We start from the raw sequence: 12,852 nt of genomic DNA, 5'->3' as shown, positions 1-12,852 counted from the left end.
GATCGTTGATAATGATCAGTTGTCATGTATCGCTTATCATTTATATTTTATTGTATATAATCTTTTGCTGGGATTTTGTTTACTATTTTTCCGTTTTTCAGGATCAGTACAAACGGGTTGCTTCTTGCAATTGTTTTGATAGCCGTTCCATCCATCATTGCATTTTTAATAGTTTTAAAGGTATTCTGATCCGTTGAAACGCCATAGATAAGAACTCCTTTTTCAGCATTTACTTTAGCTTCCACTTTCTGAAAAAGACCTGCAGAAACCTCTTTTGGATGGTAAGAAAATACTAAAATAGCCTTTGGTGCTTTAATGATCTCCTCAGTAAGCTCCATGCCAGTAGGATCTTCAATTTTAAATTTAACGATTTCAGATTTATAGCCTTCTTTTACCAGAACAGATTCATTTTTTCCTTCCTCTATTTTCCATGGAGAACCTTCTGCCCAGTATTTAGTTTCTTTAATATAATCATCCTGATTTACCTTTAAGACCTCACCGGTTTTCTGGTTTTTCAGAGAATAAAAAGTCTTATATTCAGATGGGTTTTTGTTGATTTTTTCTTTTTCGGCTTTCAGATCGGTTCCCACCTTATAATCACGGAAATCAATGATCGGCTCATGCATAATCCCCTGTGCCATAATGTAAATCATAACCAAAGAAAAAACGCCCAGAATAATGTATCTGAATTTTCCCGAATTCTTCTGTGGAGTACTGCTATACTCATCTTTTTTACGGAATTCTTTTCTGTACAGGACAAATAAGATAATCAGTCCTACCAAAAGGGCAACATCCTTAAAGAAGCTCTGCCATGGTGTAAACTTAATGGCATCTCCAAAGCATCCACAATCCGTTACTACATTGAAATAGGCGGAATAAAAGGTGAGGAATCCAAAGAATACACAAAGTGCTATCAGTAAAGATAAGGTTAATTTAAGCTTTAATTTAAGCAGAAGCATAAACCCAAGGAAAAGCTCCAGTACAACAACGATGATTGAAAACAGCAGTGCAAATTTTTCAAAAAATGGCATATTGAAAACAACAGGTGAGAAATATTCTTCCATTTTGAAAGAAAAACCTACCAGATCCACAGCTTTTACAAAGCCGGAAAGGATAAAAATGACTGCAATAATAAAACGTAATAAACCTTTGATCATATTAAATAGTTTTGGGTTCGAATTGTTTTTCTTGTTCAGAGAACTTGATCAGACAGAAAACAGCATAGTTCAGCATATCGAAATAATTGGCATCCAACCCTTCAGAAACAATAGTTTTTCCCTGATTATCCTCAATCTGTTTAGTTCTCAGTACTTTTTGATAAATTAAATCTGTAATCGAAGAGATCCTCATATCTCTCCATGCCTCACCATAATCATGATTCTTTCTTTCCATTAATGCTTTGGCTTCATTGGCATATTTGTCGTACAGACCAAGAATTTCTTCTTTATTTTCGTTAAAATCATTGGAAAGACCTTTCTCAAGCTGAATAAGGCCTATTATAGAATAATTTACAATAGCAATAAATTCATCTTCCTCACTCTCATCCACCATTTTTTTATCGGTCATCTGAAGCGTACGGATTCTGTTGACTTTGATATAAATCTGATCCGTAATGGAACTCGGTCTCAAAACCCTCCATGCGGCACCATAATCCTGTAATTTTTTACCGAAAAGATCACGACACTGACTGATAACTTTCTCGAATTGTACTGACGTTTTTAGCATAAATTTTCTTAATCTTCCAAATATACGAATTCGCTTTTAGGTAGCAGAATTTTTGATAAGAGAGTTTGTTGGGTACGGTACGAGATTCGGGGTCCGGGATGCGGGTGATAAGGTTTAACAGTAAATATTCTCTCTCTTATATCTGAAATCTTATATCTGATGTCTTGCTTCTTGTCTCTTGGTTCTTGAATCTTACCCCTCCTACATCAATACAAAATCTACAGTTAATACGTTGACTGTCTCATGTCTCAAATCTCTACATCTCCATATCTCTTATTTTCATAAAACAGAATTTTAATACGTCGAGATTTGTCGCTATGCCCGCCTACTTTTGCTTACAATCTCTTACAAGAATTGATAACAGTAACAACCAAAAAAACAAAATTATGATTTACACAGAAGATTTTTTCTCTCCTGGAAGCAGTTATCCAACAGATGATGTAGTAATCCTTGTAGACAGCTTCTCAAATGAAAATGTCAATTTTAAAAAGACATTAGTTTGGGAAGATGGATCACCAATGACTGATGCTAAAGTAGACCAGATTATTTATAGAAAAAAAGGGACTTTTTTCTACAAAAGAGTAGTGGTAAACGCTAAAGTATTACATGCAAAGATTTTCAATCCTTTCAACGACGGTATTAATGACGATAGTCCTGCTATCTCTAAAATGATGAAAATATCATCCATGGGGTATACCATTGATGGTAATGGGCTAACCTATCATTTACTCAACAGAATTACTCAGGAAGTTGATAATTTTAACTTTATCAACTTTAATTTTCGGCTAAATGATAATTATGACTCAGATTGTGGCTGGGAAATTACGGTCAATAAAAATATGGTATTTGAAAACATTTTTATTGATGGAGGAAGAGGTACTTACAAAAATGAAAATGGAAATATTGAAAAATGGATTCAAGGGCCAGGAGATGCTTCTGTACCATCCATCATACCAAGCTTAGTTGATGTTTTTTTATTCATACAGGGCGATGGGAAATCAAAAGCCAGTATAAAAAAATTAAGAGCTGTAAATATTCATGCGATGTCGGCTATTACTTTTTATTCTTATGGAAATGTTGATATTGAGGACAGTCATTTTGAAAATATTTCAATGAAACCTTTTCATGTCTATCACTCGTTTGATGATGGTAAAACTCAGTCTGGAAAAACGTTTATTAAGAATATAACAACGAAAGACTGTGGTTATTTAGCAGATGAAATTTTGGAAAAATTAAACTCAGATGTAAGCTTCGTTCTAAGAAACAGGGCAGATTCTATGGGAATGATACAATGGGGGTATGGGGCTATCGTGTCTTTTGGTGAATACTATATTGATAATATAAAAGTTGAAAACTATGGCGCTTCTGCAGTTTGTTCTGACAGAAATACTAAATTTTTTGGAAATGGCATTTATATATCCAATGATTCTGATAAATTTGAAGCAAATAATCCCAGTGGAGCCATGTGGTTTGAAGCTACCGGTGATGCCTACATCAGCAACTTGGATATTGATATCAGCGATAGAGGAACGAGAGATCTAACTTTTGACAGTTCTGCTCTTCAAACTTTTAATACGGAATTATATATTGATAATCTGAAGATTAAAACAGCTGCAAGTAAAGTATTGTTGAAAAAAGGGATAAGGGCAAGTTACAATAACAATAATACGGTTACTGTAAATAATCTTCATATTGGAGGTGCTTTTCAGGATCAGCCTGTATTTCATGGTATTATGGAATTTGCTAAAGATCAGTATCCTTTAAAAAGTAAATTTGTACTTAATGGAGGAATAATTGAAGGGGGGAATCTGTTATTTTGGGGGACAGGTGAGGTTAATCTGTCAAAAATTAATGCGCCAGCTTCTAAAATTGAATTTCAATCACCGGTTTCAACTCAATTTAATAAAATTTCAATCAAAGAATCTTCTTTTTATTATTTTAATACCATCACCCATTACAAACAAATGATTGTAGAAAACTCTACAATTATTTCTGATTTTTCCTATAACAGTAATTCCTCAGATGTTGTTATCAAAAATTCAAATATTAATGGACTACTAAGCCTGCCCTATACAGTAGTAGGATCTAACATTCATATTTCAGGAGGGGAGATCGGAAGAACACGTGTCAACGGATATCATATTTTTATAGACAATGTAAAATCCCGCCAGGGTCTTTATATCGACAATGCCCAGTTTTTTACAATCAATAACTGCATTTTAAAAACCTCTGAATCGGAACCTGTTATTATGGTTTCAAACAATAGTGACAGACTGATTTCAGGGATGATCAGCCACAATATATTGTCTATAAAAACCAATACTCCGGCTGCGGGCTACATTCTTCTAACCCCTGAAGCAACAGCAAAAGTAAGTACATATAACAATGCTGAAACTAATTTTGATTAGACTTTGATAAAGAGATAATTGATATGTAATATAAGTTTCTTATAACCGGTACCTTTTCAGCATTTTTATGATGTTGATGGGTATCGGCTATATATATGCCAATTAAAATATATTTCTATTCTACTATTTTTTGTAAATATTCAGCGAAAATACCCATTAACTCCCTAATTTTGCAGCATACAAAACCATTAATCATCCAATTACGCTATGCTTTCAGATTCACAAACACCTCGACCTGTAAACGCTCAAACTTACTCAATAAACTGTAACGGTCGGTTAGTACAGCTGGATACTCCAAAGATCATGGGAATCCTGAACCTGACACCGGATTCTTTTTCTGATGGAGGACGGTTCAGTAGTGAAAAATCTGCATTGGAGCATGCCGGAAAACTGTTGAAAGAAGGAGCTGAAATTATAGATGTTGGCCCGCAATCAACACGCCCGAATGCTGAATTTCTGAGCAGTAAAGAGGAAATAAACAGGATTGGAAATATAATCTCTCAGATTAAAAAAGAATTTCCTGAAGCATTGGTTTCCCTTGATACATTTTATGCAGAAACGGTAAAGTTTGGTTTTAATGAAGGCATTGATATGATCAATGATATTTCAGGAGGTCAGTATGATGAAAAAATGTTTGATACCGCTGCGGAGACAAAGCTTCCTTACATTCTGATGCATGTCAATCCGTCTTATGAAACGATGCATCATAAAAACAGGTTTGAAGACATAACACTGGAGGTCAACCGGTATTTTTCAGAAAAGGTTAATGAGCTCCTGGAAAAAGGGGTCAGTGATATTATTCTTGACCCTGGTTTTGGTTTTGGAAAAACAGTGGAAGATCAGATGAAAATGATTAATGAGGTTGAATATCTTGGGTTTCAAAAATTTCCTTTATTGATAGGGATTTCCAGGAAATCATTTATCTATAAACCGCTTGGTAAATCCCCATTGGATATCAATGAAGAAACACAGAAGCTTCACATGAAAGTACTGGAACAGGGGGCCAAGATTCTAAGGGTTCATGATGTGGCTGAGGCAAAGGAAACCCTCATGCAATTTTTACAGAAAAAATAAAAAGTGTTAAAAAAACTTGTGAGGAATTAAAAAGTTTATACATTTGCAACATGAATTTTACGAATCAGAAAAATATTATTGTCATTTCTATTATTGCTGTTGTCATTAACAACAGTAAGGAAACGGCATTTTAAAATAGATTTTAATTTATATTATATACAAGCCGTTTCATTTGAAACGGCTTTTTTTATTTTAACTTTTTATTGTACAAAGTATGTATCAGTTATTAGCAGTAATTATTATCGTCATTATTATTCCCTTGCGTCTGTGAGAAGGAAATGTATGACTGTACATATATGAGCCCTCTCACAGCGTGAGAGGGCTTTTTTTATTCCCATTTGTTAATTTTTAAACCTCTATAACATGTATTATAACGACGGCACCGTCATCTATTTTGACGGAAAATTCATGAAAGCGAAAGACGCAGGAATGGATCTTTACGGACAATCACTTCACTACGGATATTCTGTTTTTGAAGGAATTAAATCCTACAGTACAGACCAAGGGACCAGGATTTTTAAAGCAAAAGAACACTACGAAAGATTAAAAAGATCAGCTGAACTCATGCATATTCCGTTTGATTATTCCGTAGAACAGCTTATTGATCTTACACACGAACTTTTAGAACGAAACGGGTTTTCAGACGCTTACATTCGTCCGTTGGTTACCTGCTCTCCCAATATGTCTCTTTCAAAAGGTAAAAAATCTTATCTGTCTCTATTAGCCTGGGAGTGGAATAATGGTTACCTGGCAGATAAAATGAAAATCATGACTTCAGAATTTCAACGCCCGAATCCCAAAGCTTTTAAGGTAGAAGCTAAAGTTGGAGGTCATTATGTAAACTCTATCCTGGCTTGTCAGGATGCTAAAGATAAAGGCTATGATGAAGCTCTGGTATTGGATGAAAACGGCAATGTTGCCGAAAGCTCGGGAGCCAATGTTTTCTATGAAAAAGACGGAATATTATTTACTCCGGCCAAAGGAAGTATTCTTCCGGGGATTACAAGACAAACCGTAATGGAGATCTGTAATGAACTCGATATTCCTGTACAGGAAACTTTTTTCAAACCTGAAGAAATGCGTGGTGCTGATGCCGGCTTTTTCTGTGGTACAGCTGCAGAAATTGCTGCTTTGGATTCATTGGATGATGTCCCTTTCACCAAAAACTGGATAGATACGGCGAGTGAAAAGGTACAGCAGGCATATTTGAAAAGAGTAAGAGTTCTGTCATTGTAAATTTTAATAATTTAAATACTTGGTTATCATGAAGATATATCTTTTTCCGAACAGTTGAATATTGTAGTTTTCCGAACAGTTGAAAATGAAAACGATATTACAAACTGTAGTTTTGGACCAAAATTAAGTAAAAACATAATCTATGAATTCTGATGGAAGAAAAGAACAGGGTGCCAAAGAATAGAATTGAAAGAAATAAGAAAATAGCAAATGCAGGATAATATGTTAAATAAATATTCAAAAACATTCACACAAAACAGCGAACAGCCCGCAGCAAAAGCAATGCTTTACGGAATAGGCTTTACAGAAAATGATATGCAGAAAGCCCAGATCGGAATTGCAAGTATGGGATACGATGGAAATACCTGCAATATGCACCTCAACGATCTTGCTAAAGTAGTAAAGGAAGGAACATGGGAGCATGGACTGGCAGGATTGATATTCAACACCATTGGAGTAAGTGACGGGATGAGCAACGGTACAGATGGAATGCGCTATTCCCTGGTAAGCAGAGATGTGATTGCAGACAGTATTGAAGCGATTTGTGGAGCCCAGTATTACGATGGTCTTATTGCATTGCCGGGATGTGATAAGAATATGCCCGGAACTATTATCGCAATGGGAAGGCTCAACAGGCCGTCAATCATGGTATATGGAGGAACGATTGCTCCCGGATGTTATAAAGGGGAACAGCTTAATATTGTCTCAGCTTTTGAAGCTTTAGGTAAAAAGATTGCCGGAGAAATTTCTGAAGAGGATTTTAATGGAGTGATCAAAAACTCTTGCCCCGGAGCAGGAGCATGCGGCGGAATGTATACTGCCAATACAATGGCCTCTGCCATAGAAGCACTGGGGATGAGCCTTCCGTACTCTTCTTCCAATCCCGCTTTAAGTACCGAAAAGCAAAAGGAATGTCATGAAGCCGGAAAATACCTGAAAATATTATTGGAAAAAGACATTAAGCCTTCGGATATCATGACCCGTAAAGCTTTTGAAAATGCACTGCGCCTTATTGTAATTCTTGGGGGAAGTACCAATGCCGTTCTGCATTTTATCGCTATGGCAAAAAGTGTAGGGGTATCCGTAACTCAGGATGATTTTCAAAAAATGAGCGACTGTACACCCGTGCTGGCAGATCTTAAGCCAAGCGGGAAGTACCTGATGCAGGATCTTCATGATCACGGGGGAATACCGGCTGTCATGAAATATCTACTTGAACAGGGCTTATTGCATGGTGACTGTTTAACGGTTACGGGAAAAACATTAGCTGAAAACCTGGAAGATGTTCCAACACTGGATTTTACTGCGCAGAAGATCATTAAACCTTTGTCTGAACCTATAAAAGCTACGGGACATCTGAGAATACTGTACGGTAACCTTGCAGAAAAGGGAAGTGTAGCAAAGATCACGGGAAAAGAAGGAGAGCGCTTTGTAGGAAAAGCCCGGGTGTTTGACGGCGAGAAAAATCTGATCAGAGGAATTCAGGATGGTACCGTACAGAAAGGTGATGTTATTGTTATTCGCCATGAAGGTCCCAAAGGAGCTCCGGGAATGCCGGAGATGCTGAAACCTACCAGTGCTTTGATCGGGGCAGGGCTGGGAAGCAGTGTTGCTTTAATTACGGACGGAAGATTCAGTGGGGGAACTCATGGTTTTGTAGTGGGACATATTACTCCGGAAGCTCATGAAGGAGGGTTGATTGCTTTTGTAGAAGATAATGATCTTATCGAAATAGATGCTGTAAGTAATACCATACAGCTCAAAGTTTCAGACGAGGAGATTGAAAAAAGAAAAGAAGGATGGCAAAAACCAGCCCTTAAAGTAAAGAAAGGACTGCTTTATAAATATGCATTAACTGTATCATCGGCTGCCGAAGGCTGTGTGACAGACGAAATATCATAATCACAATATCATGGAGAATTTAAATTTATCGATAGAAACAGAACTTAGCGGAAGCAGAATTATACTTGAAGCATTTCTTCAGGAAGGTGTGAAAACAGTTTTCGGATACCCTGGAGGCGCCATTATTCCTATTTATGATGCGCTTTATGATTATCAGGGAAAGCTGGAGCATATCCTGGTCCGTCATGAGCAGGCAGCAGTGCATGCAGCGCAGGGGCTGGCAAGAGTTTCAGGAGAAGTAGGTGTAGTATTGGCTACCAGCGGACCCGGAGCTACTAATCTTGTTACAGGTTTAGCGGATGCCTTACTGGATAATACTCCTGTCGTATGTATTACGGGACAGGTATTTGAGCACCTTCTGGGTACAGATGCTTTTCAGGAGATTGATGTCATGAATATAACAAGTCCTGTTACCAAATGGAATTATCAGGTAACGGATGCTCATGAACTTCCCGAAGTACTGGCAAAAGCATTCTACATTGCAAAATCAGGCCGTCCGGGACCAGTACTGATTGATGTAACTAAAAATGCACAATTACAGAACGTCATATATAAAGGATATTCTCCATGTTATTCATTAAGAAGCTATAAACCTGATCCTGATCCCTGCCTTGAAAATATTGAAAAAGCAGCAGCTCTGATTAATGAGGCTAAAAAGCCGTTTATCATTGCCGGACAGGGGATTTTACTGGGAAAAGCAGAGAAAGAGTTTTTAGAGTTTGCCGAGAAATCAGGAATTCCCGTTGCCTGGACTGTTTTAGGAATGGGTGCTATTTCTACAGACCATCCTCAGGCGGTAGGTATGGTAGGCATGCATGGAAATTATGGACCTAATATACTTTCTAATGAATGTGATGTTCTGATTGCAGTAGGAATGCGCTTTGATGACCGGGTTACCGGAAGACTGGATCAGTACGTAAAGCAGGCTAAGGTGATTCATTTGGATATTGATAAAGCAGAGATCAATAAAAATGTAAAAGCTGAGGTTCCCATCCTCGGAAACTGTAAAGAAACCCTGCCTCTTCTCACAGAGCGAATTAAAAGCAGAGCGCACCCGGCGTGGCATCAGAGATTTAAAGACTGTTTTGAAACTGAAAAAAATAACCTGATCAATGATGAATTATATCCTGAAGAAGGTGAACTGACAATGGGTGAAGTTATTCATTGTCTCAACGAAATGACAGCGGGTGAAGCTGTAATCGTAACCGATGTGGGACAGCATCAGATGGCCGCCTGCCGGTATTCGCATTTCAAGCATTCACGGACCAATGTCACAAGTGGCGGATTAGGAACAATGGGGTTCTGCCTTCCGGCGGCAGTAGGAGCTTCGTATGCAGGAACTAACCGCCCTGTTATTGCTATAATGGGGGATGGAGGTGCCCAGATGAATATTCAGGAACTGGGAACCATTATGCAGTTTCGCCCTGACGTCAAAATTCTGATTCTTAATAACTGTTACCTGGGTATGGTAAGGCAGTGGCAGGAATTATTTCACCAGGAAAGATATTCATCGGTAGATATCCAGAGTCCTGATTTTGTACAGGTAGCAAAAGGATATGGTATTGCCGGAAGAAGGACGTCCCGGAGAGAAGAACTGAAAGAGGCCCTTCGTGAAATGCTTGACTATAATGGAGCTTTTCTCCTTGAAGTCATGACAGGAAAGAAACATAACGTATTTCCAATGATTCCACAGGGAAAAAGCGTTTCAGAGATTGTATTGAATAATAATTTTTAATAAAAAGAGATGAAAACAGAACATAAAGAATATACCATTACCGCGTATACAGAGGATTATTTAGGGCTGATCAGCAGGATCAATGCCATTTTTTCCAGAAGAAGAATTTCTATGGTGACCTTCAATGTAGGACCTTCAGAAATAGACAAGGTAAAAAAGTTTGTCATTGTAATCAAAGAAACAGAAGAATCGGTTCAGAAGATTACCCGGCAGGTAGAAAAACAGGTAGACGTTTTGGAAGTTCATTATCATAGAAATCCACATCTGTCGGTCGTAGAATATGCAAGCTAAACATACAATAAATTAACATAATCAATAACAAATAAATATCAAAAAAATGGCAAAATTGAATTTTGGAGGAGTAGAGGAAAACGTAGTAACAAGAAATGAGTTTCCGTTGGAAAGAGCCCAGGAAGTATTAAAAGATGAAGTGGTAGCAGTAATAGGATACGGAGTACAAGGTCCGGGGCAGGCGCTTAATCAAAAAGATAACGGAATCAATGTCATTGTAGGGCAAAGAAAAAATTCCAAATCATGGGATAAAGCAGTAGCGGACGGTTTTGTTCCCGGAGAAACATTATTTGAAATAGAAGAGGCATTACAAAAAGGAAGTATTATCTGTTACCTTTTGAGTGATGCTGCCCAAATAGAATACTGGCCTAAAGTAAAGGAGCATCTTACTCCAGGAAAAGCACTGTATTTCTCTCATGGTTTCGGAATTACTTTTAATGAACGTACAGGAATAGTACCTCCGGAAGATGTTGATGTTTTCTTAGTGGCTCCTAAAGGTTCAGGAACTTCATTGAGAAGAATGTTCCTTCAAAATAGAGGGCTGAACAGTAGCTTTGCCGTGTATCAGGATGCTACAGGAAAAGCAAGAGAAAGAGTGTCTGCCCTTGGAATAGCAATTGGAAGTGGCTACTTATTTGAAACCGACTTTAAAAAAGAAGTATACAGTGATCTTGCCGGAGAACGCGGAACATTGATGGGTGCTGTACAGGGAATATTTGCGGCACAATATGATGTTTTAAGAAAAAACGGACACAGCCCTTCCGAAGCATTTAACGAAACGGTAGAAGAATTAACCCAGTCATTAATGCCTTTGGTTGCAGAAAACGGGATGGACTGGATGTATGCCAACTGCAGTACTACAGCCCAAAGAGGAGCATTAGACTGGTGGAAACGTTTTAGAGATGCTACCTCTCCTTTATTTGAAGAACTGTATGACAGCGTAGCTAAAGGAGATGAGGCACAGCGGTCTATCGACAGCAACAGTAAGCCGGACTACAGAGAAAAATTAGAAGTAGAGCTGACTGAACTAAGGGAAAGTGAAATGTGGAAAGCAGGAAAGACGGTCCGAAGCCTGAGACCTGAAAACAATTAAACAACTGAAAAAATGATGAAAGAGGAAATAGGGTCCTCCGTTTTGGAGAATGTCTATAAAGCGGAGGAAAGACTGAAAAATGTGGTTGTAAAAACACCCTTGGTAAACAATAATAATCTGTCAGCCATTTATGACGCCAATATCAGCTTTAAGAGAGAAGACCTTCAAAGGGTAAGATCTTATAAAATCAGGGGAGCCTATAATAAAATGGCAACGATGTCCCGGGAAGACCTTGGAAGAGGGCTTGTTTGTGCCAGTGCCGGAAATCATGCTCAGGGAGTTGCTTTTGCCTGTCATACGATGAAAGTCAGGGGAACAATCTTTATGCCGTTGCCTACGCCGGGACAAAAGCTGGAGCAGGTAAAAATGTTTGGAGGGGATTATATAGATGTGATGTTGTATGGGGATACTTTTGACGAAGCAAAAGATGCTGCGATGAGGTTCTGCAATGAGAATGACGGAATATTTATTCACCCTTTTGATGATCCGGCGATCATTGAAGGACAGGCTACAGTGGGACTTGAGATTCTGGAGCAGTCAACAAAACCGATAGATTATCTTTTTGTTCCGATAGGTGGAGGAGGATTGGCTGCAGGGATCTGTTCAGTATTTCAGGAGCTTTCTCCACAAACAAAAATTATTGGTGTAGAACCTTCTGCAGCGGCAAGTATGAAAAAGGCACTGGAAAAAGGAAAGCCTGTACTTCTTGAAAAGATAAGCCGTTTTGTAGACGGCGCTGCAGTACAGCAGGTAGGTGATCTTACTTTTGAACTTTGTAAGAATGTGTTATATGATATGGCTACAGTGGATGAGGGGCAGGTGTGCGAAACCATATTATCACTGTATAATAAAGATGCCATTGTAGTAGAACCTGCCGGAGCTTTATCTGTAGCAGCACTGGAAAAATATAAAGACGACATAAAAGGGAAAAATGTAGTCTGCATCATCAGCGGAAGCAATAATGATATCACCCGTATGGAAGAAATCAAAGAAAAAGCTTTGTTGTATGTCGGCTTAAAACATTATTTTCTGGTCAGATTTCCACAGCGTCCGGGCGCATTGAAAACTTTTGTAATCGATGTTTTGGGGCCAGATGATGATATTACCTTTTTTGAATATACCCAAAAAAACTCAAAAGAAAAGGGAATAGCTGTGGTAGGGATTGCTTTGAAAGAGCAAAAAGATTTTACGCCATTGCTCCATAATATGAAGAAGTACGATTTCTTTGTCAATTATCTGAACAATGATCCGTCTTTAATGAATCTTCTTATTTAATTATTAAAATACAATCAGGCATTCTGGAATATAAAATAAAGAATTTCCTATTTATTTTTATTCCTGTCTAAAAACTCAATGATGAAAAAAAGAGGACGTCTCACCACTAGTGA

General features: G+C 37.9%; 10 protein-coding genes. 8 read left to right on the top strand and 2 right to left on the bottom strand.

What is annotated here, in order from left to right:
* Positions 1–47: 47 nt before the first annotated feature.
* Together MP478_RS04785 and MP478_RS04780 are read right to left on the bottom strand one after the other, a co-directional pair.
* Positions 48–1,157, bottom strand: coding sequence for a BT_3928 family protein (locus MP478_RS04785; protein WP_257199777.1), 1,110 nt, complete (start codon positions 1,155–1,157; stop codon positions 48–50).
* A 1-nt stretch (position 1,158) separates the two neighbouring features.
* A complete protein-coding gene (locus MP478_RS04780; protein WP_230037658.1) occupies positions 1,159–1,725 on the bottom strand; it encodes a DUF1599 domain-containing protein in 567 nt (188 codons plus the stop codon).
* A 386-nt stretch (positions 1,726–2,111) separates the two neighbouring features.
* Between MP478_RS04780 and MP478_RS04775 the strand changes: the two genes are divergently transcribed.
* The 8 genes from MP478_RS04775 to ilvA all read left to right on the top strand — a co-directional run bounded on the left by MP478_RS04775 (position 2,112) and on the right by ilvA (position 12,739).
* Complete coding sequence (locus MP478_RS04775) at positions 2,112–4,133, top strand: hypothetical protein (protein ID WP_257199776.1); 2,022 nt, start codon at positions 2,112–2,114, stop codon at positions 4,131–4,133.
* Positions 4,134–4,436: 303 nt separating this feature from the next.
* Positions 4,437–5,207 carry a dihydropteroate synthase gene (folP, locus tag MP478_RS04770; protein ID WP_230037992.1) on the top strand — a complete coding sequence of 257 codons (771 nt, stop codon included), beginning with the start codon at positions 4,437–4,439 and terminating at the stop codon, positions 5,205–5,207.
* 363 nt (positions 5,208–5,570) lie between these two features.
* Positions 5,571–6,443: a branched-chain-amino-acid transaminase gene (ilvE, locus tag MP478_RS04765; RefSeq protein ID WP_257199775.1), complete on the top strand. Its 873-nt coding sequence runs from the start codon at positions 5,571–5,573 to the stop codon at positions 6,441–6,443.
* A 222-nt stretch (positions 6,444–6,665) separates the two neighbouring features.
* Positions 6,666–8,345 (top strand): dihydroxy-acid dehydratase, encoded by a 1,680-nt coding sequence (ilvD, locus tag MP478_RS04760; protein ID WP_257199774.1) that lies wholly within the window; start codon positions 6,666–6,668, stop codon positions 8,343–8,345.
* Positions 8,346–8,355: 10 nt separating this feature from the next.
* Entirely contained in the window at positions 8,356–10,080 is a 1,725-nt protein-coding gene (gene ilvB, locus MP478_RS04755) for a biosynthetic-type acetolactate synthase large subunit (protein ID WP_257199773.1), read from the top strand.
* Positions 10,081–10,089: 9 nt separating this feature from the next.
* Positions 10,090–10,371 carry an ACT domain-containing protein gene (locus tag MP478_RS04750; protein ID WP_230037647.1) on the top strand — a complete coding sequence of 94 codons (282 nt, stop codon included), beginning with the start codon at positions 10,090–10,092 and terminating at the stop codon, positions 10,369–10,371.
* A gap of 46 nt (positions 10,372–10,417) precedes the next feature.
* Positions 10,418–11,464 (top strand): ketol-acid reductoisomerase, encoded by a 1,047-nt coding sequence (ilvC, locus tag MP478_RS04745; RefSeq protein WP_257190472.1) that lies wholly within the window; start codon positions 10,418–10,420, stop codon positions 11,462–11,464.
* Positions 11,465–11,476: 12 nt separating this feature from the next.
* Positions 11,477–12,739 (top strand): threonine ammonia-lyase, encoded by a 1,263-nt coding sequence (gene ilvA / locus MP478_RS04740; RefSeq protein WP_257199772.1) that lies wholly within the window; start codon positions 11,477–11,479, stop codon positions 12,737–12,739.
* Positions 12,740–12,852 lie beyond the last annotated feature (113 nt).

The organism is Chryseobacterium sp. WG14 (assembly GCF_024586945.1).
GTDB lineage: Bacteria > Bacteroidota > Bacteroidia > Flavobacteriales > Weeksellaceae > Chryseobacterium.
This window is presented reverse-complemented; position numbering and strand designations above follow the sequence as displayed.